22 protein-coding genes and 1 riboswitch are annotated in these 24,135 nt (G+C 70.9%); of the genes, 9 read left to right on the top strand and 13 right to left on the bottom strand.

Going from position 1 to position 24,135, the window contains the following annotated elements:
- Nucleotides 1–150 precede the first annotated feature (150 nt).
- The gene (locus OHA61_RS21005) at nt 151–2,205 is read left to right on the top strand and encodes a HelD family protein (protein ID WP_406304303.1); all 2,055 of its coding nucleotides are present in this window, start codon (nt 151–153) and stop codon (nt 2,203–2,205) included.
- Nucleotides 2,206–2,446: 241 nt separating this feature from the next.
- On the opposite strand, the gene OHA61_RS21000 is transcribed toward OHA61_RS21005, so the two are convergent.
- Nucleotides 2,447–3,136, bottom strand: coding sequence for a copper homeostasis protein CutC (locus tag OHA61_RS21000; protein ID WP_406304302.1), 690 nt, complete (start codon nt 3,134–3,136; stop codon nt 2,447–2,449).
- Between the two features lie 175 nt (nt 3,137–3,311).
- On the opposite strand from OHA61_RS21000, the gene OHA61_RS20995 reads away from it, so the two are divergent.
- Nucleotides 3,312–5,537, top strand: a complete 2,226-nt coding sequence (locus OHA61_RS20995) for a heavy metal translocating P-type ATPase (RefSeq protein WP_406304301.1) — start codon at nt 3,312–3,314, stop codon at nt 5,535–5,537.
- A 26-nt stretch (nt 5,538–5,563) separates the two neighbouring features.
- Here the strand turns inward: OHA61_RS20995 and OHA61_RS20990 are convergent, their stop codons facing one another.
- Nucleotides 5,564–5,941 (bottom strand): DUF6479 family protein, encoded by a 378-nt coding sequence (locus OHA61_RS20990; RefSeq protein WP_406304300.1) that lies wholly within the window; start codon nt 5,939–5,941, stop codon nt 5,564–5,566.
- A 192-nt stretch (nt 5,942–6,133) separates the two neighbouring features.
- Between OHA61_RS20990 and OHA61_RS20985 the strand changes: the two genes are divergently transcribed.
- Nucleotides 6,134–6,778: a hypothetical protein gene (locus tag OHA61_RS20985; protein ID WP_406304299.1), complete on the top strand. Its 645-nt coding sequence runs from the start codon at nt 6,134–6,136 to the stop codon at nt 6,776–6,778.
- Between the two features lie 47 nt (nt 6,779–6,825).
- Here the strand turns inward: OHA61_RS20985 and OHA61_RS20980 are convergent, their stop codons facing one another.
- Both OHA61_RS20980 and OHA61_RS20975 read right to left on the bottom strand, forming a co-directional pair.
- The gene (locus tag OHA61_RS20980) at nt 6,826–7,092 is read right to left on the bottom strand and encodes a DUF4031 domain-containing protein (protein WP_324981296.1); all 267 of its coding nucleotides are present in this window, start codon (nt 7,090–7,092) and stop codon (nt 6,826–6,828) included.
- A complete protein-coding gene (locus OHA61_RS20975; protein ID WP_324981299.1) occupies nt 7,089–7,445 on the bottom strand; it encodes a hypothetical protein in 357 nt (118 codons plus the stop codon). The genes OHA61_RS20980 and OHA61_RS20975 overlap by 4 nt, the downstream gene beginning before the upstream one ends.
- 85 nt (nt 7,446–7,530) lie before the next feature.
- On the opposite strand from OHA61_RS20975, the gene OHA61_RS20970 reads away from it, so the two are divergent.
- The 3 genes from OHA61_RS20970 to OHA61_RS20960 all read left to right on the top strand — a co-directional run bounded on the left by OHA61_RS20970 (nt 7,531) and on the right by OHA61_RS20960 (nt 11,036).
- Nucleotides 7,531–8,448 carry a MurR/RpiR family transcriptional regulator gene (locus OHA61_RS20970; RefSeq protein WP_389370483.1) on the top strand — a complete coding sequence of 306 codons (918 nt, stop codon included), beginning with the start codon at nt 7,531–7,533 and terminating at the stop codon, nt 8,446–8,448.
- Nucleotides 8,449–8,501: 53 nt separating this feature from the next.
- The gene (gene murQ / locus OHA61_RS20965; protein WP_406304298.1) at nt 8,502–9,497 is read left to right on the top strand and encodes an N-acetylmuramic acid 6-phosphate etherase; all 996 of its coding nucleotides are present in this window, start codon (nt 8,502–8,504) and stop codon (nt 9,495–9,497) included.
- 66 nt (nt 9,498–9,563) lie between these two features.
- Nucleotides 9,564–11,036, top strand: a complete 1,473-nt coding sequence (locus OHA61_RS20960) for a PTS transporter subunit EIIC (RefSeq protein WP_406304297.1) — start codon at nt 9,564–9,566, stop codon at nt 11,034–11,036.
- 37 nt (nt 11,037–11,073) lie between these two features.
- On the opposite strand, the gene OHA61_RS20955 is transcribed toward OHA61_RS20960, so the two are convergent.
- Entirely contained in the window at nt 11,074–12,240 is a 1,167-nt protein-coding gene (locus OHA61_RS20955; RefSeq protein ID WP_406304296.1) for a low temperature requirement protein A, read from the bottom strand.
- 258 nt (nt 12,241–12,498) lie between these two features.
- Nucleotides 12,499–13,152 (bottom strand): DUF4232 domain-containing protein, encoded by a 654-nt coding sequence (locus OHA61_RS20950; protein WP_406304295.1) that lies wholly within the window; start codon nt 13,150–13,152, stop codon nt 12,499–12,501.
- Nucleotides 13,153–13,366: 214 nt separating this feature from the next.
- On the opposite strand from OHA61_RS20950, the gene OHA61_RS20945 reads away from it, so the two are divergent.
- The gene (locus OHA61_RS20945) at nt 13,367–14,242 is read left to right on the top strand and encodes a CAP domain-containing protein (protein ID WP_406304294.1); all 876 of its coding nucleotides are present in this window, start codon (nt 13,367–13,369) and stop codon (nt 14,240–14,242) included.
- Nucleotides 14,243–14,284: 42 nt separating this feature from the next.
- Here the strand turns inward: OHA61_RS20945 and OHA61_RS20940 are convergent, their stop codons facing one another.
- The 5 genes from OHA61_RS20940 to thrC form a co-directional block, all read right to left on the bottom strand.
- On the bottom strand, nt 14,285–15,790 hold the full coding sequence (locus tag OHA61_RS20940) for a sigma-70 family RNA polymerase sigma factor (RefSeq protein WP_406304293.1): 1,506 nt from the start codon (nt 15,788–15,790) through the stop codon (nt 14,285–14,287).
- 192 nt (nt 15,791–15,982) lie between these two features.
- Entirely contained in the window at nt 15,983–17,605 is a 1,623-nt protein-coding gene (gene groL, locus OHA61_RS20935) for a chaperonin GroEL (protein WP_266481227.1), read from the bottom strand.
- 361 nt (nt 17,606–17,966) lie between these two features.
- Entirely contained in the window at nt 17,967–18,170 is a 204-nt protein-coding gene (locus OHA61_RS20930; protein WP_005315736.1) for a cold-shock protein, read from the bottom strand.
- 413 nt (nt 18,171–18,583) lie between these two features.
- The gene (locus tag OHA61_RS20925; protein WP_142217854.1) at nt 18,584–18,859 is read right to left on the bottom strand and encodes a MoaD/ThiS family protein; all 276 of its coding nucleotides are present in this window, start codon (nt 18,857–18,859) and stop codon (nt 18,584–18,586) included.
- 23 nt (nt 18,860–18,882) lie between these two features.
- Complete coding sequence (gene thrC / locus OHA61_RS20920) at nt 18,883–20,166, bottom strand: threonine synthase (protein WP_266481214.1); 1,284 nt, start codon at nt 20,164–20,166, stop codon at nt 18,883–18,885.
- 17 nt (nt 20,167–20,183) lie between these two features.
- Nucleotides 20,184–20,311: riboswitch (SAM riboswitch) on the bottom strand.
- Between the two features lie 145 nt (nt 20,312–20,456).
- Between thrC and OHA61_RS20915 the strand changes: the two genes are divergently transcribed.
- Nucleotides 20,457–21,395: a glucosyl-3-phosphoglycerate synthase gene (locus OHA61_RS20915; protein ID WP_406307409.1), complete on the top strand. Its 939-nt coding sequence runs from the start codon at nt 20,457–20,459 to the stop codon at nt 21,393–21,395.
- Nucleotides 21,396–21,650: 255 nt separating this feature from the next.
- Nucleotides 21,651–23,051 carry a trehalose-6-phosphate synthase gene (locus OHA61_RS20910; RefSeq protein WP_406304292.1) on the top strand — a complete coding sequence of 467 codons (1,401 nt, stop codon included), beginning with the start codon at nt 21,651–21,653 and terminating at the stop codon, nt 23,049–23,051.
- On the opposite strand, the gene otsB is transcribed toward OHA61_RS20910, so the two are convergent.
- Nucleotides 23,025–23,873: a trehalose-phosphatase gene (gene otsB / locus OHA61_RS20905; protein ID WP_406304291.1), complete on the bottom strand. Its 849-nt coding sequence runs from the start codon at nt 23,871–23,873 to the stop codon at nt 23,025–23,027. The genes OHA61_RS20910 and otsB overlap by 27 nt on opposite strands.
- 10 nt (nt 23,874–23,883) lie before the next feature.
- Complete coding sequence (locus OHA61_RS20900) at nt 23,884–24,120, bottom strand: DUF3263 domain-containing protein (protein WP_142217858.1); 237 nt, start codon at nt 24,118–24,120, stop codon at nt 23,884–23,886.
- Nucleotides 24,121–24,135: the final 15 nt, after the last annotated feature.

Below are 24,135 nucleotides of genomic sequence, written 5' to 3'. Positions count from 1 at the left end.
AGCGCCGCCGCCCGGACGGAAACCGGCCGGTCCGCCATGTCGTGATCCACCACGCCGTGATCAACCCTGTCGTGATCCACCATGCCGTGATCAACCACCTCGCGATCAACCATGTCGTGATCCACGCAGCATCCGTCCGGAGGCAGACCCGTGCCCGCGCACGTACCCGACACCGACCCCCTCGCCCGCGAGAGAGCCCATCTCACCGCGTCCCGCGCCGCGTTGCGCGCGATGCGCGAGGACGTCCAGGCCCTCGACATCCGCGACGTCACCGCGAACTGGGTCAACGCCGCCGTCCTCGAGCGCCAGATCGAGGACCGCATCAAGGCGCTCGCCGACCTCTCCCACACCCCGCTCTTCTTCGGCCGCCTCGACTATCTGCACATGGTCGGCGCGGCGCTGGCCGAGGGGGCGGAGGGCGAGCGCTTCTACATCGGCCGCCGCCACGTCCACGACGCGGACGGCGACCCCATGGTCATCGACTGGCGCGCGCCGGTGTCGCAGCCGTTCTACCGGGCGTCCAGGAAGGACCCTCAGGACGTCGGTCTGCGCCGGCGCTTCGGGTACACGGGCGGCGACCTCACGGCGTACGAGGACGAGCATCTGACCGATCCGGCGGAACAGCAGCGCACCAGCAGACTGCTCCAGGCGGAGATCGAACGGCCGCGTGTGGGCCCGATGCGGGACATCGTCGCCACGATCCAGCCGGAGCAGGACGAGATCGTACGGTCCGGGCTCGGCGGCACGGTGTGTGTGCAGGGCGGCCCCGGCACCGGGAAGACGGCGGTGGGGCTGCACCGGGTCGCGTATCTGCTGTACGCGCACCGGGAGCGGCTGGCGAAGACGGGGACGCTGGTCATCGGGCCGAACCGTTCCTTCCTGCACTACATCGAGCAAGTCCTCCCGGCGCTCGGCGAGTTGGAGGTCAAGCAGGCCACGGTCGACGACCTGGTGGCCCATGTGGAGGTGCGGGGCACGGACCCGGCGGTCGCGGCGGTCGTCAAGGGTGACGCGCGGATGGCGGAAGTGCTGCGGCGGGCCGTCCGCTCCCATGTCACGCTGCCGACGGAGCCGCTGATGGTCGTACGCGGCTCGCGCCGGTGGCGCATCCCGGCGTACGAACTCGAGCAGATCGTGCGGGAGTTGCTGGACCGCGACATCCGCTACGGCGCGGCCCGCGATGCCCTTCCGCAGCGCATCGCGCACGCGGTGCTCGTCCGCATGGAACAGTCGGGCGAGGCCCCGGACGACCGGGTGCAGGACGCGGTGGCGCGCAACACCGCGGTCAAGGCGGCGGTGAAGGCAGTGTGGCCGCCGGTGGACCCGGCGAAACTCGTGCTGCGGATGCTGTCCGACCCGGAGTTCCTCGCGGCGCACGCGGACGGTGTGCTGACCGCGGACGAGCAGAAGACGATCCTGTGGACCAGGCCCGCCCGCAGCGTCCGGGCCGCGCAGTGGTCCCTGGCGGACGCGGTCCTCATCGACGAGGCGACGGACCTGGTGCAGCGCACGCACTCGCTCGGCCATGTCGTACTCGACGAGGCGCAGGACCTGTCCCCGATGCAGTACCGCGCGGTGGGCCGCCGCTGCACGACGGGCTCGGCGACGGTCCTCGGTGACCTGGCTCAGGGCACGACCCCGTGGGCGACGGGGAGTTGGCAGGAGGCCCTGACCCACCTCGGCAAGCCGGACGCGGCGGTGGAGGAACTGACGGCGGGCTTCCGCGTACCGCGCGAGGTCATCGCGTACGCGTCCCGGCTGCTCTCGCACATGTCCCCCGGCCTGGCGGAGGTCACATCCGTCCGTGAGTCGCCGGGCTCGCTGTCGGTCCGCGAGGTGGAGGTGGCGGACCTGGACGCGGCGGTGGTGGCGGCGTGCGAGGAGTCCCTGCGGCACGAGGGCTCCATCGGCCTGATCGCGGCGGACGCGCGGGTCCCGTCGCTGGCCGCGGCCCTGACGTCCGCGGGCCATGCGTATCTCGCGCCGGGCGAGGAGACGACGGCGGAGTCCCGGCTGACGCTGGTTCCGGCGTCGCTGGCGAAGGGCCTGGAGTACGACTACGTGGTCCTCGACGAGCCGTCGGCGGTCGTCGACGGCGAACCGGACGAACGCACGGGGCTGCGCCGGCTGTACGTGGCACTGACGAGGGCGGTGTCGGGGCTGACGGTGGTGCATGCGGTGGGGTTGCCGGGGGAGCTGGGGTAGGCGGGGTGGGTGCGGGGGTCCGCTGCGCGGGGCTTGTTCCCCGACCCGCCCCTTCCCGAACTGGGGGCGAGCCCCCAGACCCGTATGCGACCTTCGGCCGCATGTCCTCAAACGCCGGACGGGCTGAATAGTTCAGCCCCGCCGGCGTTTGAGGCGCGGGGTCTGGGGCGGAGCCCCAGTTCGGGAAGGGGCGGGGTGGGGAACAGGCCCGCCGCAGGCGCACCCGCGCACCCCCGCCGCGCTACGCGTCCAGCGCGTCGCGCCACCCCCCCACCGCCCCCGGTGACACCCCCGCCCCCCAACCCCCCGGCCTCGCCGCCCCCCCGATGTGGAACGCGTCCACCCCCGCCGCCCGCAGCACCGGCACGTGGTGCAGGCGCAGCCCGCCGCCCACCAGGATCTGCGGCTCGTAGCCCGGCTCGCCCCGCCTCGCCGCCTCCGCGAGCAGCGTCGGCAGGCCGTCGTCGACGCCCGACGCCGAGCCCGCCGTGAGGTAGGTGTCCAGGCCCGGCAGGTCCGCGAGCTGCTTGCGGAGCGCGTCGCGGTCCGCCGCGCGGTCGATCGCGCGGTGGAACGTCCAGCGGCAGCCGTCGAGTTCGGCGAGGAGCCGTTCGACCGTCACCAGGTCGGGCATGGCGTCCTCGCCCAGGAAGCCGAGGACGAATTCGTCGGCGCCCTCCGCGCGCAGCCCCCGCGCGGCACGTACGAGCGCGTCGGCGTCGCCCGCCTCGAAGCCGTCCGCGAGGCGCAGCATCACGCGCAGTGGGATGTCCACGGCCGCGCGGATGCTCGCGAACGTCTCCCTGGACGGTGTCAGCCCGTCCGCCGCCATGTCGCTGACCAGCTCCAGCCGGTCCGCCCCTCCGGACTGGGCCGCGACCGCGTCCTCCGCGTCGAGAGCGATCACCTCCAGGACTGCACGGTTGCTCATGGAACCCCATTCCTCATACAGGTCTAGTCCAATGCCAAGCCTAATGCGCATGTACCGCGCAAGCAGCCGTACGAACCTCCCGCATCGGAATCGCCCCTTGCCGTCACATACGCCCGGGGGGTATACATGGGGTCGGAATTACCCCCTGGGGGTATAGTCGAATACGGGAGGAACCGTGCCACCCATCGCCACCCCCACCCACGTCGAACTCGCCATCGGCGGGATGACCTGCGCCTCCTGCGCGGCCCGTATCGAGAAGAAGCTGAACCGCATGGACGGCGTCGAGGCGACCGTGAATTACGCCACGGAGAAGGCGAAGGTCAGCGTCCACGCCCCGGACGTCTCCGTGGACGACCTGATCGCCACGGTCGAGGCGACCGGCTACACCGCCGCCGAACCGGCGCCCACGCCCCCGGAGGCCGCGCACGAGGACGACGAGCTGCGCGGCCTGCGCGAGCGCCTCATCACCGCCGCCGTCCTCGCCGTACCGGTGATCGCCATGGCGATGGTGCCCGCCTTCCAGATCGAGTACTGGCAGTGGCTCTCCCTCACCCTTGCCGCCCCCGTCGTCACCTATGCCGCCTGGCCCTTCCACCGTGCCGCCTTCACCAACGCCCGGCACGGCGCCGCGACCATGGACACGCTGATATCCCTGGGCACTTCGGCCGCGTTCCTGTGGTCGGTATGGGCGCTGTTCTTCGGGACCGCCGGGATGCCCGGCATGGTCCACCCCTTCGAGCTGACGATCTCCCGCAGCGACGGCGCCGGGAACATCTATCTGGAGGCCGCGGCCGGCGTCACGGCCTTCATCCTGGCCGGGCGGTACTTCGAGGCCCGCTCCAAGCGCAAGGCCGGAGCCGCCCTGAAGGCTCTGCTCGAACTCGGCGCCAAGGAAGTCACCGTCCTGCGCGAAGGACGTGAAGTCACGCTTCCCACCGCCGAGTTGAAGGTCGGGGACCTCTTCCTCGTACGCCCCGGAGAGAAGATCGCCACCGACGGCACCGTCGTGGAAGGCGCATCCGCGGTGGACGCCTCCATGCTCACCGGCGAGTCCGTACCGGTGGAGGTCTGCACCGGCGACAACGTCACCGGCGCCACTCTGAACGCGGGCGGCCGCCTCGTCGTCGAGGCCACCCGTGTCGGCGCCGACACTCAGCTTGCCAGGATGGCCCGGCTCGTCGAGGACGCGCAGAACGGCAAGGCCGCGGCCCAGCGCCTCGCCGACAGGATCTCCGCGGTGTTCGTGCCCGTCGTGATCGCGCTCGCCATGGCCACCCTCGGCTTCTGGCTCGGCACCGGCGCCGGGCCGGCCGCCGCGTTCACCGCCGCCGTCGCCGTACTGATCATCGCCTGCCCGTGCGCGCTCGGCCTGGCCACGCCGACCGCGCTGATGGTCGGTACGGGCCGCGGCGCCCAGCTCGGCATCCTCATCAAGGGACCCGAGGTCCTGGAGAGCACGCGCCGCGTCGACACGATCGTGCTGGACAAGACGGGCACGGTCACCACCGGACGGATGACCCTGCTCGCGGTTCACACCGGCCACGACGAGGCCGAAGTGCTGCGCCTGGCAGGGGCGTTGGAGCATGCGTCCGAGCACCCGATCGCGCGTGCCGTCGCCGACGCGGCTCTGCGCAAGACCGGCACGCTCCCCGCGCCCGAGGACTTCGTGAACATCCCCGGCCTCGGTGTTCAGGGCAGGGTCGAGGGCCGTGCCGTGCTGGTCGGCCGTACCCGACTCCTCGACGACCGGGAGATCCGCCTCCCCGCCGCCCTGCAGCGGGCGAAGGCGGACGCGGAGGCCGCGGGCCGTACCGCCGTCGCCGTCGCCTGGGACGGCGAGGCCCGCGCCGTCCTGGAGATCGCGGACGCCGTCAGGCCCACCAGTGCCGAAGCCGTCGGCCGCCTGCGGGGACTCGGCCTCACTCCGATCCTGCTGACCGGCGACAACAGGGCGGTCGCCGAGTCCGTCGCCGCCGAGGTGGGCATCGGTGAGGTCGTCGCCGAGGTGCTGCCCGAGGACAAGGTCGCCGTCGTCAAGCGCCTGCAGGCCGAGGGACGATCCGTGGCGATGGTCGGCGACGGCGTCAACGACGCCGCCGCCCTCGCGCAGGCGGACCTGGGCCTCGCCATGGGCACGGGCACGGACGCGGCCATCGAGGCGGGAGACCTCACGCTCGTACGGGGCGATCTGCGGGCGGCCGCCGACGCGATCCGGCTCTCGCGCAGGACGCTCGGCACGATCCGCTCGAACCTCTTCTGGGCCTTCGCGTACAACGTGGCGGCCCTGCCGCTCGCCGCCGCGGGCCTGCTCAACCCGATGATCGCGGGCGCGGCGATGGCCTTCTCGTCGGTCTTCGTCGTGGGCAACTCACTGCGCCTGCGCCGCTTCCGGGCGGCGTAGGCACACAGGCGGTGTGCGGGGCGGCGTCAGCCGCCCAGGCCGCCGCTCCCGAACGCCCCGCCGCCCGCGTTCTTCCCGTGCTTCGGCCGCTCTTCGGGGCCCTTGCCGGAGTCGTGAGTGCTGTGGGTCTTCAGGTTGTACGGGAGGAGCCGCCCCTCGTGGGGGAAGTCGTCCTCGTCCTCGTCCCGGACCTCCTCGATGTGCTCACGATGGTCGGGGGTGGTCGGCTGCTCCTCGGGGCGGGGCGGAACCAACTGCTCCCGCCGCCTCGCCTCCCGCCACATGGCACCTCCGAGGAGGGCCACGATGACGATTCCGATGAGGACCAGACCGGCTCCGGCCAGGTGCGCACCCTCCGCCAGCTCGGTACCCGAGCTGCTCTGGGCGATCATCACAGCGTTCATGTCGGCTGCCTCCGCACAGGGAACGGCACGGCACACATGCCCTTTGCTGCCATTATCGCCCGTTACCGCCACTTCAGCCGAAGTAGACGAGGTCCTTCTCGCCGGCCCCCGTGAGCTCTTAGCGCGTCCCGGTCAGCGACCGCATGGAGGCGGCCGCGGACAGCTGTATGCCCGCCGCTTTAGGCTCGCCGTATGACCGCCGCATCCGTGGACCTCCGCGACCGCTGGACGAAGACCCTCATCGCCGCCCGCGGCGGCGCGAGCGCGCCGGACCCGGCGCCGTACGCCGAGAATCTGCTCGCCCGCTGGGCGGAGCCGCAGCGCCACTACCACACGGTCGATCACCTGACGGCGATGCTGCACCACATCGACGCGCTGGAGGAGTACGCCGCCGACGCGGACCTGGTCCGCCTCGCGACCTGGTTCCACGACGCGGTCTACCTCCCCGAACGCTCGGAGAACGAGGAACGCTCGGCCCGTCTCGCCGAACGCGCCCTGGCCGAGGCGGGCCTCCCCCCTGAGAGCACGGCCGAGGTCGCCCGCCTGGTCCGCCTGACGATCACCCACGCCCCCGCGCCGGACGACACCAACGGCCAGGTCCTGTGCGACGCGGACCTGGCGATCCTGGCCTCGGCCCCGGAGCCGTACGCCGCGTACACCGCCGCGGTCCGCGAGGAGTACGTCTTCGTCCCGGCCGACGCCTTCCGCGCGGGCCGTGCGGCGGTGCTGCGGCAGCTTCTTGACCTGCCGCGGCTGTTCCACACGCCGTACGGGCAGACGCACTGGGAGGCCGCGGCCCGCGAGAACCTGACGGCGGAGCTGGCGTCGCTGGTCTGACTCTGTGCGGTGATCACACGTTCGTAGGGATGCTGACCTCCGGCCCCTTACGCGGGCCGCCCCTTCCGCCTGCGCAGCCCCGCCTTCGTCAGCAGTTCGACCACCTCACGGCTCGACACCTCCACCGCACCCGCCGCCACCGCGTCCCCGTACCGGTGTGACGGGACGTCGTAGTGGTCCCGTTCGAACGCCCGTGCCGGGCAGCCGATCGACGCGGCGAACGCGTGCAGTTCCTCGTGCGAGACGTCGCTGACCAGGTGCGACCACATCCGGCCGTGGCCCGGCCAGGTCGGGGGGTCGATGTAGAGGGTCACCGAAGGCCGCCGACCGGTGCGACGACGACGCCCGCCTTCGCGCAGACCCAGTGCGGATCAGGTCCCAGTTCCGGTTCGACGTCCAGCGCGTGCGGGTCGCCCGCGTTGCAGACCGGACACAGCGGCCAGCGGCCGTGCCGCTCCAGGAGGGCGTCCTGGACGTCCTGGGCGACCAGGCCCGGGAGGTACTCGACGCCGTCCGGCCACTGCTCCACCCACCAGCGGCGGTGTGTCACCGCGTCCTCGACCAGCGAGACCACCCCGGCGTCGGCCACATCGCGGGCGGCCAGGTCGGCGAGGACCAGCGCGCGGGCGGCGTGCAGGGCCTGCTCCAGGGGGTTCGGGTCGTCCATACGGTCATTGTCCCCCAGCTCCCCGGCCGGGTCCCGGGGGCCCGATGGGTTGACGACGACGGAATTCCGAAAATATCTTTCATGTGTGACCAATCCAGTGAAGGAAATTTTCAGCGGCGACGCCCCGCCCGCCCCCGCCGCCCTCGCGGCCAAGGTGCGGACCCTCGCGCCGTCCATGACCCGCTCCATGCAGCGGGTGGCCGAAGCCGTCGCCGACGATCCGGCAGGCTGCGCGGCCCTCACGGTCACCGGTCTCGCCGAGCTCACCGGCACGAGCGAGGCCACAGTGGTCCGCACCGCGCGCCTCCTCGGCTACCCCGGATACCGCGATCTGCGCCTCGCGCTCGCCGGACTCGCCGCCCACCAGCAGTCCGGCCGCGCCCCCGCCGTCACCGCGGACATCGCCGTCGACGACCCCATCGCGGACGTCGTCGCCAAGCTCGCGTACGACGAGCAGCAGACCCTCGCCGACACGGCCGCCGGGCTCGACACCGTACAGCTGGGCGCGGCCGTCGCCGCCGCGGCGACCGCCCGCCGCATCGACATCTACGGCGTCGGCGCGTCCTCCCTCGTCGGCATGGACCTGGCGCAGAAGCTGCTGCGTATCGGCCTCGTCGCGCACGCCCACTGCGACCCCCACCTCGCCGTCACCAACGCCGTGCAGCTGCGTTCCGGCGACGTGGCCATCGCGATCACCCACTCCGGATCCACCGGCGACGTCATCGAGCCGCTGCGCGTCGCCTTCGACCGCGGAGCCACGACCGTCGCGATCACCGGCCGCCCGAACGGGCCCGTCTCGCAGTACGCCGACCATGTGCTGACCACCTCCACCGCCCGCGAGAGCGAGCTGCGCCCGGCCGCCATGTCGTCCCGTACGAGTCAACTGCTCGTCGTCGACTGCCTGTTCATAGGCATCGCACAACGTACGTACGAGACGGCGGCCCCTGCCCTCGCCGCCTCGTACGAGGCCCTGGCCCACCGCCACAGCCCGCGCAACCGCTGAGACGGCGAGCGCACCGACCCCCCACGCAGACCGAGAAAGCAGAGCCGCTCTCCATGACCTCCACGTCCTCCGCCTCGTCGTCCGGGTCGTCGTCCGGGTCGTCCTCCCCGTCCCGGGACTCCGCCTCCTACGGCGAGCTCCGCGCCGAGCTGGACGCCCTCACCACCGAGGCGTTCCGGCCCGAACTCGCCGACATCGACCGGCTCCCCACGCTCGACATCGCCCGGATCATGAACGGCGAGGACGAGACCGTCCCCGCCGCCGTCGCCGCACAGCTTCCGCGGATCGCCGCCGCCATCGACGCCACCGCCGAGCGGATGTCCCGCGGCGGCCGGCTCGTCTACGCCGGCGCGGGCACGGCGGGACGCCTCGGCGTCCTGGACGCGAGCGAGTGCCCGCCGACCTTCAACACCGACCCGGCCGAGGTCATGGGCCTGATAGCGGGCGGACCCGACGCCATGGTCACGGCGGTCGAGGGCGCCGAGGACAGCAAGGAGCTGGCCGCCGCCGACCTGGACGCGTTGCGGCTGACCGCCGACGACACGGTGGTCGGGATCTCCGCATCGGGCCGTACGCCGTACGCCGTGGGCGCGGTGGAGCACGCCCGCACCCGCGGCGCGCTCACCATCGGTCTCTCCTGCAACGCGGGCAGCGCGCTCGGCGGGGCCGCCGACCATGGCATCGAGGTCGTCGTCGGCCCCGAACTGCTCACCGGATCAACCCGGTTGAAGGCCGGTACGGCGCAGAAGCTGGTCCTCAACATGATCTCGACGATCACCATGATCCGGCTCGGCAAGACCTACGGAAACCTGATGGTGGACGTCCGCGCCTCCAACGAGAAGCTGCGCGCCCGCTCGCGGCGGATCGTCGCACTGGCCACCGGGGCGTCCGACGAGGAGATAGAGGCCGCACTCGCCGCGACGGACGGAGAGGTGAAAAACGCGATCCTCACCATCCTCGGCGGGGTCGACGGCCCCGCCGCGGCGCGCCTCCTGACCGAGAGCCAGGGCCATCTTCGCGCAGCCCTGCAGTCGGCCCGTACGCACTGAACGTCCCCCGGCACGCCCCGGGCACCCCCGCACCCCCGCACCCCCCCACAGCAAGGGCCCACGCACATGCCCGACGAGAAGAACAGCGCCATCGCCGCCGCCATCCTCCCCCTGGTCGGCGGCGCCCGGAATGTCACCTCCGTCGCCCACTGCATGACCCGGCTCCGCCTCGGTCTGCGCGACCCCTCCCTCGTACGGGAAGAGGAGCTGAAGGCCCTCCCGGCCGTACTGGGCGTGGTCGAGGACGACACGTACCAGATCGTGCTGGGCCCGGGCACGGTCGCCCGCGTCACCCCGGAGTTCGAGGCGCTGGTGGCTTCCGCGCCGGGGACCACGGAAGATCTGGCCGACCGGGGCGCGGCCATCAAGGCCGCCAGGTCGGCCAGGAACTCCACCCCGTTCAAGCTCTTCCTGCGCCGTATCGCCAACATCTTCGTGCCGCTGATCCCGGCACTCATCGGCTGCGGCATCATCGCCGGGCTGAACGGCGTCGTGATCAACATGGGATGGCTGCCCGCCGTCGTCCCCGCCCTCACCGCCATGGCCGCCGGCTTCATGTCGCTGATCGCGGTCTTCGTCGGCTACAACACGGCGAAGGAGTTCGGCGGCACGCCGGTGCTCGGGGGCGCGGTCGCCGCGATCATCGTCTTCCCCGGCATCGCGAACATCGAGGCCTTCGGCCAGAAGCTCTCCCCCGGCCAGGGCGGAGTGCTGGGCGCACTGGGCGCGGCGGCCCTCGCGGTGTACGTCGAGAAATGGTGCAGGCGCTGGGTCCCCGAGGCCCTGGACGTGCTGGTCACACCGACCCTCACCGTCCTGGTCTCCGGACTGGTCACCGTCTTCGGCCTGATGTTCGTGGCCGGTGAGGTCTCCACCGCGATCGGCGACTTCGCCAACTGGCTGCTGGCCGGCGGCGGCGCCGGCGCGGGCTTCGTCCTCGGCGGCCTGTTCCTCCCGCTCGTCATGCTCGGCCTGCACCAGGCGCTGATCCCGATCCACACGACGCTGATCGAGCAGCAGGGCTTCACCGTCCTGCTGCCGATCCTCGCGATGGCGGGCGCGGGCCAGGTCGGCGCGGCGGCCGCGGTCTACGTCCGCCTCCCGCACAACACCTCGATCCGCACCACCATCAAGTCCGCACTCCCGGCCGGTTTCCTGGGCGTCGGCGAGCCGCTGATCTACGGCGTCTCGCTGCCACTGGGCCGCCCGTTCGTCACGGCCTGCGTGGGCGGGGCGTTCGGCGGCGGCTTCGTCGGCCTGTTCAACATGCTCGGCGACACGGTCGGCTCCACGGCGATCGGCCCCTCGGGCTGGGCCCTGTTCCCGTTGCTCGACGGCAACAGGGGGTTGGGCGAGACGGTGGCGGTGTACGCGGGCGGGCTGGTGGTGGGTTACGTGGTGGGCTTCCTGGCGACGTACTGGTTCGGCTTCACGGGGCCGATGCTGGCCGAGCTGAACGCGAAGGATCAGCCCCTCCGGCGTTCGAGGAGCGGGGTCGGGGGCGGAGCCCCCATTGAGGAAGGGGCGGGCAGGGGCTGAATCGATGTGCGGCCCCGCCGCCCCCGTCGGGGGGCCTTCACAGCGTCCCCGCGGACCTCCTGCGTCGCGCCAGCACCCGTGCGTACAGCAGATGCGCCACGGCCTCGCCCGCCACCAGCAGAACGACCAGCCAGGGGGCCAGATGCTCCCCGAAGAGGACGACAAGGACGGGTACGCCGACCCCGGGCACGGCCCAGACCGCGACGCTGCGCACCGGTCGCCCGTAGCGCAGCGCGATGCCCGCATGGGACGCGTGATAGAGGGCGAGCCCGCCGGCTAGGGCGATGACGGCGCCCATGGGCAGATGGTCGTGCCCGGCTTCCTCGACGGCGGTGGCCAGCCCGGCGGCCATGCAGATCACCGCCCCCGTGACGAAGAAGTGCAGGAATCCGGCCACGTCACGCGCCAGCAGATACGCCTCACGCCCCCGCGCGGCACTGAGCACCATCTCGGCGGACGCGGCCCCGAACTCGAAGTACGACCACCACAGGGCCGCGAGCAGCACAAAGCCGATCAGCGCCACGACACCGGCCGTGGCCGTCCACGCCTCGTCCGTGGAGGTGATCAGGGCGAGCACGGACTCACCGAGAACGATGATCACGAAGAGTCCGACCCGCTCGACGAGATGCCCGGTGTGCAGCTGCCGGGGAACGCCCTGGCCCCGGGCGGAGAGCAGCAGGATCATCTCCGCGACGAGGAGGGCCGCCCACATGACGTACCGCCACGGCGAGGGAACGAGCGCGGAGATGCCCCAGAGCACTCCGGAGCCCAGGCAGTAGCTCAGCGGCCGCCAGCGCGGGACCCGTTCGGGCTCCGGAAAGCGCGTGGCGGGCCACCACAGCCCGAGCAGTACGAGCCGCGTCCCCGCATAGCCGAGGGCATAGGCGGGCCCCCGGTCACCACCGGCCTCGGGAACGGCGGCCGCCATGACGGCGATACAGAGCATCGCGGTGAGCATGAGCAGCCGTCGCCGCGCGCTGTCGTCCTCGAAGAGATTCGCGGACACGGTCAGGTTGATCCACAGCCACCACGGCGGGAAGTACAGCGCGAGGAACACGGCGAAGTCCCGGAGCCCCGGGTCCCCGTGGAGGGAGTGGGAGAACTGCGCGGCGAGCGCGACGAAGACGAGGTCGAAGAAGAGTTCCAGCCACGCGGCATGTCGGCTGTCGTGACTTCCGGTCGTGGGGGTGGTGGTCACGGCCATCGGGGCCCTCCCAAGGACTGACGCATTCCGGCCGCCCGCGCGGGGCTGGAGAGCATCAGATCACGGAAGCCCACCGCCCCGAGAGAGCGGCTGTCCCCCGGACCGCCGCCTTCCCTGGCCCTGAAAGGTCGCTCACCCCGCGGCGGTCCGCAGAAACCGGACCGACGCCGTCCCGCTCCCGGACCCCGTCGGCATCACCCTCGACACCGAGAAGCTCAAGGACTACGCCCGCTGAGCCACCCCGGGAGTCCCGCCCGCCTACAGGCTGAGCGCGTCCTCCGCGTTGCTCATCCAGGCAGTCACGGAGTTCTTGTCGGGCGACACGTACAGGCCGGGAGTCGAGGCCTTGAGCGGCTTCTGCTCCAGGTCGGACTCGGTGTTCATGGTCATGGCGATCGAGTTGACGGTCTTGCCCTTGCCGTCGTCGGCGCCGCCCATGAGGCCGGCGTAGGCCGACTCGCCGGGCTTGAGCCTGAGCGCGTCCTCGATCCCTGGGGCCTTTCCGCGCTCCGTCGCCGCGCCGTCCAGGTCGCCGAAGGTGACGATCGGGTGGCCCAGCACCTTGCACGGCTTGCCGCTCTTGTTGGTGATCTTCAGCAGGTAGCTGCCGGTCGTGGGCTCCGCCAGGTTCGCGGTGAACGTCACGTCGTACGTGCTGCACGGAAAGACGGCGTAGTCGGGGTCGGCCGACGAACCGTCATCGCCGCCGGACGAGCCCTTGCCCGGGGACTTGGACGGGGACTTGGGCGGGGTTGCCGGCTTCGACGGGGTCACGGGCTTCGACGGGCCGGCGGTCGCCTTGTCGGCTCCGCTCGGCTTCCCTCCCGAACCATCGGCTGCGGGCTCACAGGCCGTCAGGGCCAGTGCCGATACGGCGGCGAGCGCGACGGCCCTGCGAACGTTGGTCCTCATCTGATGTCCCCCCGAGTGAGAAGCGCGAGTGTGCGCTGACAGAGCACGAGCTTCCCGTACGACCTTCACGGATTGGTGACGGCGTCTTGCCGAAACCACCACGAAAGCGCGCGCCGGCCGAGAGGCGTTTCTCAGAAACCGTTATGGCGTCGTCCTCAGCCGCTCTCCCACATGCCGGACCGACCGGCCGAGTACGGATGAGAGCGGAGACTCCATGCACCACCGAGACGAGGACACCCGGTTCCTGGACCCGGCGACCGGCCGCGACAGCGCGCGTGAGGGCCGGGGCGGACGACGGAGAGCGGGCGCGGGGCGCCACGGGCGTCGGGGCCGGGCAGGCGGTCTGCCGATGGCCGCAATCGCGGCCGGCACCGTCGCGGTCGCGGTCGTCGCGGGCGGAGTCTTCGCCCTGAGCGGCAGCGACGAAAACTCCGCCAGTACCCGGGCAGCAGCTTCCGTGCAGCAGGCGCCTGTGGATGCCTCCACAGGCGGCGCCTCGAAGGTTTCTCCCACTCCCACGGCATCCGCCCCGCCTTCCGCCGTTCCTTCCGCAACTGCCCGTAAAACAAAGAGCCCTATCGCCAAGCCCAGCGCCGCGGCCCGCCGCACGGCCGGGCCCGGGACTGCCCCCACGAAGCGCAGGCAGCAGTCAGCCCCGGCCGGTGCGGGCGCGAGCGCCCCCGCCGCGGGAACCCCTGCAACCGGTAAGGCCGCCGACTACGTCCAGCGGATCGCCGCCCTGGTCAACGCCGAACGCGCCAAGGCCGGATGCTCGCCCATGCGCGTCGACGGCCGGGTTCAGGCCGCCGCCCAGGCGCACGCCGACGACATGGCAGCCCGCAACTACTACGAGCACGTCAGCCCGGAGGGGCGGCATGCCGACGACCGGATGAAAGCCGCCGGCTATCCCGCCGGCAAGTGGGGGGAGAACATACACAAAGGACCCAAGGACCCGGTATCCGCGATGCGTGACTGGATGAACAGCCCCGGGCACCGCGACAACATACTGGACTGCGGGTTCAAGGATCTCGGCGTCGGCGTGAACTTCAGCGCGAACGGCCCCTGGTGGGTTCAGAACTTCGGCGGCTGACCGGCGGCCGAGCGTCGAAGCACCCTGACGGACGGTGCGGGCTCAGGCCGGCGCGGCGAGGTTCTGGACCCACACCGTCCCGTCGGGACCGGGTACGGCCGCCACGCCGGTGTCCCGGTACTGGCAGTCGAGCATGTTCTCCTGATGGATCGAGCCGTCCATCCAGTCACCGACCACTGTCTTGGGTTCGCCGGGACCCTGGTCCAGATTCTCGGCCCACGGGCCCACTTCGTATCCGGCTGCCGAGATCCGCGCGTCGGCGTGCCGTCCCTCCGGGTCGGCATGGTCGAAGTAGCCACGCGCCACCATGTCCTTGGCGTGCTTGCGGGCCGCGGCGCTGAGTCGCGGATCGATCCGCAGCGGCGCGCAGCCGGCCTCGGCACGCCGGGAGTTGACCAGCGCGGTGAGGCGTTCCTCGAGGCTCGCCGCGGACGGGGAGGGCTTGAGCGGCTTCGGGGACTTCGGGGGCTTCGGTACGGCTGAGGCGGTGGGACTCGGTGTGGGTGCCGGACTGGGGCTGCGGGTGGGTTTCGGGGCCGTCGCCGCGGGTGGAGCCGCCACCGGGGCCCGGTCGGCCGGAGCCTTCGCCGTGGGCCACACCAGGGCGAGGAGGAGTCCGGCGACCACGACCCCGCCGACCACCGCCGCCGTCACGGCTTTCAGCCCTCCGCCCGTTGCTCCCAGCCCTCCGCCTGCCCCGCCGGCCGGGTCCCCGGGCTGCCCCGTCCCGGCGAAGTCCCCGTGGCCGGCCGCGCCGAACTGGCCGAGCGGAACGGGAGGGTAGCCGTCGAGCGGGACCACCATCGCCATGCCGGCCAGCAGTCCCTCTGCGGGTACGAGATTCGACCAGTGCCCCGAGCAGCCGGCGCACCCGCGGACATGTCTGGCGATTCGCTTGCGCCACACAGGCGAGGGCTGCCCGTCCCAGGCCGCGGTGACGTCGGCCAGTTCGGAGCAGCACGGCTCGGTGGCCAGCGCACGGGCGACGACGCGGCCCAGTTCCAGTTGGGTCTTCATCCGCTGGATGCGGACCGCGGCGTGCTGCGGAGTGACGCCCATCGCCCCGGCCAGTTCGGCACGGTTCAGTTGTCCCGCGGCCTCCTGCCACCACAGGGCCAGCAGTTCACGATCGCTCTCGTCCAGCCAGCGGGTGGCCTCGGCGACCTCTCGGCGCTGTCCGGACAGCCCCAGACGCAGGATGGTGAGATCCACGAAGTCACCGGTCGGGTCGGCGGTCTCCGCCACGCGGTCCAGCGGGGCTGTCGCCGTCTGCTGCTGGAGCGTCCAGCGCCGGCGTATCTGGTTCATCGCGATCGCGACCAGCCAGGAGCGGAAACGGGAGGGATCGCGCAGCCCGCCGAGTCCGTCGAGTGCGCTGAACATGGTCTCCTGCACCACGTCGTCGACGTCCGCGTGGCCGTCCAGTGCCCGGCCGACGATGTTGTAGACAAGGGGAAGGTAGTCGGCGACCAACCGCTCCCGGGCCTGCTGGTCCCCCGCCCTCGCATCCGTCACCAGTTCCGGACGGTACTTGTCGTCCCTGCGCATACGTGCCCTCGCCCATTGCCTGTTCGACCCCGTCGCTCAGGGTCCTGCCCCAAGGAGACCCGTCGGCGCCGATCGGATAACACAAACACGCCCCAGCCCTCGCCGGGCCCGGAACCTGAAACGCCCGAGGGCGGTACCCCCCTGGGAGTGGGGGTACCGCCCTCGGTCAGGACCGGGTCCGAGCCGTCAGGCTCAGAAGTCCATGTCACCGCCCGGCATGCCGCCCGGAGCGGCGGCGCCCGCCTTCTCCGGCTTGTCGGCGATGACGGCCTCGGTGGTCAGGAACAGCGCCGCGATGGAGGCCGCGTTCTGCAGGGCAGAGCGGGTCACCTTCGCGGGGTCGATGATGCCCTCGGCGATCATGTCGACGTACTCGCCGGTCGCGGCGTTCAGACCGTGGCCGACAGCCAGGTTGCGCACCTTCTCGACCACGACGCCGCCCTCGAGACCACCGTTGACGGCGATCTGCTTGAGCGGGGCCTCCAGCGCGAGCTTCACGGCGTTGGCGCCGGTCGCCTCGTCGCCCTCGAGGTCGAGCTTCTCGAAGACCGAGGAAGCCTGGAGCAGAGCCACGCCACCACCGGCGACGATGCCCTCCTCGACGGCCGCCTTCGCGTTGCGAACGGCGTCCTCGATGCGGTGCTTGCGCTCCTTGAGCTCCACCTCGGTCGCGGCACCGGCCTTGATGACGGCCACGCCGCCGGCCAGCTTCGCGAGGCGCTCCTGGAGCTTCTCACGGTCGTAGTCCGAGTCGGAGTTCTCGATCTCGGCACGGATCTGGTTGACGCGGCCGGCGACCTGGTCGCTCTCACCGGAGCCGTCGACGATCGTGGTCTCGTCCTTGGTGATGACGACCTTGCGGGCGCGGCCCAGCAGGTCCAGGCCGGCGTTCTCGAGCTTGAGACCGACCTCCTCGGAGATGACCGTGCCGCCCGTGAGGATGGCGATGTCGTTCAGCATCGCCTTGCGGCGGTCGCCGAAGCCCGGGGCCTTGACGGCGACGGACTTGAAGGTGCCACGGATCTTGTTCACGACGAGCGTGGACAGAGCCTCGCCCTCGACGTCCTCGGCGATGATCAGCAGCGGCTTGCCGGACTGCATGACCTTCTCCAGCAGCGGAAGGAGGTCCTTCACGTTGCTGACCTTGGAGTTGACGATCAGGATGTACGGGTCGTCGAGCGACGCCTCCATACGCTCCATGTCGGTGGCGAAGTACGCCGAGATGTAGCCCTTGTCGAAGCGCATACCCTCGGTGAGCTCCAGCTCCAGACCGAAGGTCTGGGACTCCTCGACGGTGATGACGCCTTCCTTGCCGACCTTGTCCATCGCCTCGGCGATGAGCTCGCCGATCTGGGTGTCGGCGGCGGAGATGGAGGCCGTCGAAGCGATCTGCTCCTTGGTCTCCACGTCCTTGGCCTGCTCCAGCAGGGCGCCGGAGACGGCCTCGACGGCCTTCTCGATGCCGCGCTTGAGGGCCATCGGGTTGGCGCCGGCCGCCACGTTGCGCAGGCCCTCGCGGACGAGCGCCTGGGCGAGAACGGTCGCGGTGGTCGTACCGTCACCGGCGACGTCGTCCGTCTTCTTGGCGACTTCCTTGACCAGCTCGGCGCCGATCTTCTCGTACGGGTCCTCGAGCTCGATCTCCTTGGCGATGGAAACACCATCGTTGGTGATCGTGGGGGCGCCCCACTTCTTCTCGAGGACGACGTTGCGGCCCTTGGGGCCAAGGGTGACCTTGACGGCGTCGGCGAGCTGGTTCATCCCGCGCTCGAGACCGCGCCGTGCCTCCTCGTCGAACGCGATGATCTTGGCCATGTGAAGTGGTCCTCCCGGACTGGGGTGGATTCTCCGGACCGCGCTGGCGCCCGCGACGGACGGCCTGAGAGCCGTGCGGTTCCTTGCCCCGCCGACCCTTCGGGCCTCACCGACCCGGTCCTTAAGCTGTCACTCTCACCTGCAGAGTGCTAACGCCAATGATTAGCACTCGACCCAGGAGAGTGCAAGCGGCTCGAAGAGCCTCGATGAGGGGTGGTGGTCGGGCGACGGGCGGGCGCAAGCGGCTCCGACACATCGTGGACACGGCCGGGGACGCACGAAGGGCCCGCATCCCCCTAGGATGCGGGCCCTTCGCCGTGAGTGTGTCGCGTGAGTGCGTCGGTGGCCGATCGCGCCGAGATCAGACGGCGAGCTTGACCATGTCCGCCTGCGGCCCCTTCTGGCCCTGCGAGATCTCGAACTCGACCCGCTGACCCTCTTCAAGGGTGCGGTATCCGTCCATCTGGATCGCGCTGTAGTGGACGAAAACATCCGCACCACCGTCGACCGCGATGAAGCCGTACCCCTTCTCCGCGTTGAACCACTTGACGGTGCCCTGAGCCATGCCTAACTCCCCTATTACTGGCCCTTGCACAGGACCGCACTTCGCGGACCCGGGTCAGACCTCACCCTCCCGACAGGAAGGAGAGTGTGCGCCGGAACGCGTCGACCGCGGCTGAATGTATCTGCCCAACTGCCCTCTGCAACAGGTCAATCAGACGAGAAATCTGGGCACGCGCGATCGGATGATTGAACAGAATTCAAGAAATTCCGGGGCAAGTCGGGCCCGGCAAATGGCACTTACGAGTGCATTTCGATCGAACACATTGGCTGCTTCTTGATGGGCCAGGGCGCATTCTCATATGCGGTCGGCACAGGCAGCGGAGGGGGCTTCCCCAACTGTACCGCGCTCAACCATAGAGAATTGCCCCCTCCGCTTCTCTTGCGGAGGGGGCAATTCTACTGACGCTGGGTGACTCAGCCGCCGGCGACGGCGGGAATGATCGAAACGCCCGCACCGTCCGGGGTCGCCGTCTCGAGACCCTGCTCGAAACGGACGTCGTCGTCGTTCACGTACACGTTCACGAAACGGCGCAGCTTGCCCTGGTCGTCCAGGACGCGCGCGGCGATGCCCGTGTGGTTCTTCTCCAAGTCCGCGATCACCTCGGAGAGCGTCGCGCCCTCCGCCGGGACCTCGGCCTGACCGCCCGTGTACGTACGGAGAATGGTGGGGATGCGGACGTTCACGCTCATGGTGTTCTGCCTTCCGTAGGTAGTCAGCGGGCCAGGCCGGCGTCGCGGAACGCCTCGAGGCTCGGGCGGATGGTCGCCGTGGGGCCGGTCGTCGGGGCAACGGCGTCGAGGGTCTTGAGACCGTCGCCGGTGTTGAGCACGACCGTGGTGAGCGCCGGGTCGAGCAGGCCCTGCTCGATCAGTTTCTTCGCCACGCCCACGGTCACGCCACCCGCGGTCTCCGCGAAGATTCCCTCGGTCCGCGCGAGCAGCTTGATCGCGTCGACGACCTGCTCGTCATTGACGTCCTCGACCGCGCCGCCCGTGCGGCGCGCGATGTCCAGTACATAGGGGCCGTCGGCGGGGTTGCCGATGGCCAGCGACTTGGCGATGGTGTTCGGCTTCTGCGGCCGTACGACATCGTGCCCGGCCTTGAAGGCCGTCGACACCGGAGAGCAGCCCTCGGCCTGGGCGCCGAAGATCTTGTACGGCTTGTCCTCGACCAGGCCGAGCTTGATCAGCTCCTGCAGTCCCTTGTCGATCTTCGTGAGCTGCGAGCCGGAGGCGATCGGGACGACGATCTGGTCGGGCAGCCGCCAGCCGAGCTGCTCGCAGATCTCGTACGCCAGCGTCTTGGAACCCTCGCCGTAGTACGGGCGGAGGTTGACGTTGACGAAGCCCCAGCCCTCGCCCAGCGGGTCGCCGATGAGCTCGGAGCAGAAGCGGTTGACGTCGTCGTAGTTGCCCTCGATGCCGACCAGCTCGCCGCCGTACACCGCGGCCATGACGACCTTGCCCTGCTCCAGGTCGTGCGGGATGAACACGCAGGACCGGAAGCCCGCCCGGGCGGCGGCCGCGCCCACCGCGCCGGCGAGGTTGCCGGTGGAGGAGCAGGAGAGAGTCGTGAAGCCGAAGGCGCGGGCGGCCTCGACGGCGATCGCGACGACACGGTCCTTGAAGGAGTGCGTCGGGTTGCCGGAGTCGTCCTTGATGTACAGGCCGCCGGTGACGCCCAGCTCACGGGCGAGATTGTCGGCCTTGACGAGCTTGGTGAAGCCGGGGTTGATGTTCGGCTTCTCGGCCACGTCGGCGGGGACGGGCAGCAGCGGGGCGTAGCGCCAGATGTTGTTCGGACCCGCTTCGATCCGCTTCCTCAGCGCCTCGGGGTCGTCCGCCGGCAGGTCGTAGGCGACTTCCAGCGGCCCGAAACAGGAGGCACAGGCGAAGATCGGGCCGAGGTCGAAACGCTCTCCGCACTCGCGGCACGAGAGCGCCGCGGCGGGACCGAGGTTCACGGGGGTGGTGCTTGCGACAGTCTGCACAGCCATGGTGGCGAGGCCCTTTCTCCTCATCTTCCTCGCGGCGCATTTCGCCACGAGACGGAATTGGCACCTTCCCCACCGTGACCTCGCGGTCGGCGGGAGGGTTGCCGGGGCTTCAACGGGCCGTTCCCTCTGCCCCTCTGGATGAGCGGTATTCGATTGTCAGCGTGATGACCCCCGGCATGCGACGGTCATCTGCGTTGTTCAAGACTGTAACCGAAGGCCTGGATGGTTGAGATAGTCGTCCGAACCGCGAGACGGATCACAGGATCTCGATGTCAGAGGGAGACCCGCACGTGCTGGAAGAGGTGGAACGCTGGCTGAGCAGGCGTTCCTGGTCCCTGGCCGACCGCCCGCTCGGCCGGCTGATGGCCGCCAAGCGCGGCAGCACCATCAGCGTCGTCCTGCCCGCGCTCGACGAGGAGGAGACGGTCGGCGAGATCGTTTCCGTGATCCGGCGTGAGCTGATGGAGACCGTGCCGCTCGTCGACGAGCTGGTCGTCGTGGACTCGGGGTCGAGCGACCGCACGGGCGAGGTGGCCGCGGCGGCTGGGGCGCGCGTGGTGCACCGGGACGCGATCCTGCCCCGGATTCCCGCGGTCCAGGGCAAGGGCGAGGTGCTGTGGCGCTCGCTGATGGTCACCAGCGGCGACATCGTCTGCTTCGTCGACGCGGATCTGCGCGAGTTCTCGGCCGATTTCGTCTCCGGGATCGTGGGGCCGCTGCTGACCGACCCGGATGTGCAGTTCGTCAAGGCGATGTACGACCGGCCGCTGGGCGAGAGGGCAGGTCAGGGCGGGCGCGTGACGGAGCTGGTGGCGCGGCCGCTGCTGAATCTGCACTGGCCGCAGCTCGCCGGGTTCGTCCAGCCGCTGGGCGGGGAGTACGCGGTGCGGCGCTCGCTCCTTGAGCGGCTGCCCTTCCCCGTGGGTTACGGAGTGGAGCTGGGCCTGCTCGTCGACGCACTGCACACGGTCGGTCTGGACGCGCTGGCGCAGGTGGACGTCGGCTCGCGCAAGCACCGCCACCAGGACGGTCAGGCGCTGGGACGGATGGCCGCGGCGATCTACCGGACCGCCCAACTGCGCCTGTCCAGGGGTCATTTGGTGCGGCCTGCGCTCACGCAGTTCGAGCGGGCCGAGGGGGGCTTCGTACCCCGGACACATGCGGTGGACACGCAGGAGCGGCCTCCGATGCGCGAGATCGGCGAGTACGCGGCGAGGCGAGCGGCGTGAGCACGCACAGTGACACGCCGGGTGGCGCACCTAGGTCCTGTCCGGTCGATCAGGCCGGATCAGTGAGCGGGGTCTGGCGTGGTGCATCGCAAGGCGGAGGAAGGAGCCGACGCGGAGCGTCGGCGACTGACGACAACGCAGCGAGGTGCCGTGCCAGGGCACGCGAGCCCGGCAAGATCGGCCGGACAGGGCCTAGTGGCGCAGTCCGGCCGTACGCACGTTTGAGGGTTTACCGGAAGGGCTAGGTTTCGGCACATGGTCTCCGAGCAGCCTGCCGCCCAGGTCCTAGTCGCCTCGAACCGCGGCCCGGTCACATACACACGTCAGCAGGACGGTTCGCTGGACGCCCGCCGGGGCGGAGGCGGCGTGGTCTCCGGCCTCTCCGCGATCGACTCCGAATCGGACTCGGTGTGGGTCTGCGCCGCTCTCGGCGACGGCGATCGCGAGGCCGTACGGCGCGGGGTGGCCGAGCCCGGGGTGCGGATGCTCGACATCGACGCCGGGGTGTTCGCCGACGCGTACAACGGGATCGCGAACTCGGTGCTGTGGTTCGTCCACCACATGCTCTACCAGACGCCGCTGGAGCCGGTCTTCGACGCGGAGTTCCGCCGCCAGTGGGCCTCCTACGAGGCGTACAACCACGCCTTCGCCGATGCGCTGGCCGAGGCGGCCGCGCCGGGCGCGGCCGTTCTGGTGCAGGACTACCACCTGGCGCTGGTGCCCCGGATGCTCCGCGCCCACCGCCCGGACCTGCGCATCGGCCACTTCTCGCACACGCCGTGGGCCCCCGTCGACTACTTCCGGATGCTGCCCGACGACATCGCGGCCCAACTGCTCGGCGGCATCCTCGGCGCCGACCGGGCCGCCTTCCTCACCCACCGCTGGGCCGAGGCCTTCACCGACTGCTGCCACACCGTGCTGGGCCCCGGCATCCCCTCGGGCACCCGGATCGGAGTGCACGGCCTCGGCGCGGACGCGGACTTCCTGCGGGAGCGCGCGCACCGGCCCGACGTGGAGGAGCGGCTGGCCGCGCTTCGCGAACAGGTGGGCCCGGGGAGAAAGACGATCGTGCGCGTGGACCGCACCGAGCTGTCCAAGAACATCGTGCGCGGGCTGCTCGCCTACCGGCACCTCCTGGACACCAGGCCCGAGTGGCGCGAGCGGGTCGTCCATGTCGCCTTCGCGTACCCCTCGCGGCAGGACCTGGCCGTCTACCGGGATTACACGGCGGAGGTCCAGCGCGTCGCCGACGAGATCAACTCCACCTACGGAACGGCGACTTGGAGCCCGGTCGTCCTCCATGTGAAGGACGACTTCGCCCGCTCCCTGGCCGCGTACCGTCTCGCGGACGTCGCCCTGGTCAACCCGATCCGGGACGGTATGAACCTGGTCGCCAAGGAGATCCCGGTCGTCTCGGACGACGGCTGCGCGCTGGTGCTGTCGCGCGAGGCGGGGGCGCACGAGGAGCTGGGTGAGGACGCGGTCACGGTCAATCCGTACGACGTGACGGGCACCGCCGACGCGCTGCACGCGGCGCTGACGATGCCCCACGACGAACGGGCCCGGCGCACCAAGCGGCTGGCGGCCGCGGCGACCGCGCTGCCGCCGCAGCAGTGGTTCCTCGACCAGCTACAGGCGCTGCGCGAGGGTTCCTAGGAATTCGACGACGGCCGCCGGACCCGGCAGCAGCAGGTCCGCGCGGTCCGCGACCTCCGGCACCTCCGCGCTGCCGCTGCACACCAGCAGGCCGGGGATGCCGTCCGAGCGGAGCTTCTCCACGGCGGCGAAGGCGGGCAGGTCGCCGAGGTCGTCCCCGGCGTACAGGACCGCTTCGGCCTCCACTTCGCGTACGTACTCGGCAAGGGCCACGCCCTTGTCCATGCCCGGCGGGCGCAGCTCCAGGACCATGCGGCCCGGCTCGACGATCAGTCCGTGCCGGGCGGCGAGCTCGCCGAGCGGATCGCGCAGGGCGTCGAAGGCGGCCTGCGGGTCGGCGGCGCGGCGCGTGTGGACCGCGACGGCCTGGCCCTTCTCCTCGATCCAGGCGCCGTGCCAGGCTCCGATGTCGTCGAGGAATCCGGGCAGTTCGGCGCGGGCGGCCGCGACGCCGGGGTGGGCGGCCGGGGTTTTGACCGTGCCGGACACGGCGTCCCAGCGCTCGGCGCCGTAGTGGCCGAGGACCACGAGGTGATCCAGGCCCGGCACTCCGGCGAAGCCGCCGTACCGTACGGCAACGCCCGCCGGGCGTCCGGTGATCACGGCGACCGACGCCACCCGTGGCGCGAGTGCGGCGAGCGCGGGGACGGTGCCGGGGTGGGCGCGGGCCTGTTCGGGGTCGGGCACGATCTCGGCGAGAGTGCCGTCGAAGTCGAGGCCGACGACGGTTCTGTGCGGCCGGTCCAGAATCGCGGCGAGACCGTCACGGCCGGCGGGAGTGGACGGCGTCGGCAGGGAATGCGCGTACGGGGAGCTGCCCATGCCCCCGACCCTATCGGCGACTTCGTCTGTCGTCCCTGACTCGGCGGAGCCGGTTGACCGTGACGGGGTCGTGGGCGAGGGCGCGCTCATCGTCGATGAGGGCGTTGAGCAGCTGGTAGTAGCGGACCGGGGAGATGCCGAGCTGCTCCCTGATGGCGCGCTCCTTGGCGCCGGGTCCCGGCCAGGAGCGGTGCTCCATGGCCAGAACGGCGCGGTCGCGCTCGGAGAGCGTCTGGTCGTCGGTCATACGATCCAACATATC

The sequence above is a fragment of the Streptomyces sp. NBC_00885 genome (genome assembly GCF_045207475.1).
In the GTDB taxonomy this organism is placed as follows: domain Bacteria; phylum Actinomycetota; class Actinomycetes; order Streptomycetales; family Streptomycetaceae; genus Streptomyces.
Note: the sequence above shows the minus strand (reverse complement) of the source record. Positions and strands in the feature narration are given on the sequence as shown.

Bases quoted from the DNA above. Each gene is read 5' to 3' on its own strand.
- OHA61_RS20960 (WP_406304297.1), top strand. From the start codon at position 9,564: ATGCCCGACGAGAAGAACAGCGCCATCGCCGCCGCCATCCTCCCCCTG.
- OHA61_RS20975 (WP_324981299.1), bottom strand. From the start codon at position 7,445: ATGGACGACCCGAACCCCCTGGAGCAGGCCCTGCACGCCGCCCGCGCG.
- thrC (WP_266481214.1), bottom strand. From the start codon at position 20,166: ATGGCTGTGCAGACTGTCGCAAGCACCACCCCCGTGAACCTCGGTCCC.
- groL (WP_266481227.1), bottom strand. From the start codon at position 17,605: ATGGCCAAGATCATCGCGTTCGACGAGGAGGCACGGCGCGGTCTCGAG.
- OHA61_RS20940 (WP_406304293.1), bottom strand. From the start codon at position 15,790: ATGCGCAGGGACGACAAGTACCGTCCGGAACTGGTGACGGATGCGAGG.
- OHA61_RS20925 (WP_142217854.1), bottom strand. From the start codon at position 18,859: ATGAGCGTGAACGTCCGCATCCCCACCATTCTCCGTACGTACACGGGC.
- otsB (WP_406304291.1), bottom strand. From the start codon at position 23,873: ATGGGCAGCTCCCCGTACGCGCATTCCCTGCCGACGCCGTCCACTCCC.
- OHA61_RS20910 (WP_406304292.1), top strand. From the start codon at position 21,651: ATGGTCTCCGAGCAGCCTGCCGCCCAGGTCCTAGTCGCCTCGAACCGC.
- OHA61_RS20930 (WP_005315736.1), bottom strand. From the start codon at position 18,170: ATGGCTCAGGGCACCGTCAAGTGGTTCAACGCGGAGAAGGGGTACGGC.
- murQ (WP_406304298.1), top strand. From the start codon at position 8,502: ATGACCTCCACGTCCTCCGCCTCGTCGTCCGGGTCGTCGTCCGGGTCG.
- OHA61_RS20945 (WP_406304294.1), top strand. From the start codon at position 13,367: ATGCACCACCGAGACGAGGACACCCGGTTCCTGGACCCGGCGACCGGC.
- OHA61_RS20990 (WP_406304300.1), bottom strand. From the start codon at position 5,941: ATGAACGCTGTGATGATCGCCCAGAGCAGCTCGGGTACCGAGCTGGCG.
- OHA61_RS20985 (WP_406304299.1), top strand. From the start codon at position 6,134: ATGACCGCCGCATCCGTGGACCTCCGCGACCGCTGGACGAAGACCCTC.
- OHA61_RS21000 (WP_406304302.1), bottom strand. From the start codon at position 3,136: ATGAGCAACCGTGCAGTCCTGGAGGTGATCGCTCTCGACGCGGAGGAC.
- OHA61_RS20950 (WP_406304295.1), bottom strand. From the start codon at position 13,152: ATGAGGACCAACGTTCGCAGGGCCGTCGCGCTCGCCGCCGTATCGGCA.
- OHA61_RS20900 (WP_142217858.1), bottom strand. From the start codon at position 24,120: ATGACCGACGACCAGACGCTCTCCGAGCGCGACCGCGCCGTTCTGGCC.
- OHA61_RS20955 (WP_406304296.1), bottom strand. From the start codon at position 12,240: ATGGCCGTGACCACCACCCCCACGACCGGAAGTCACGACAGCCGACAT.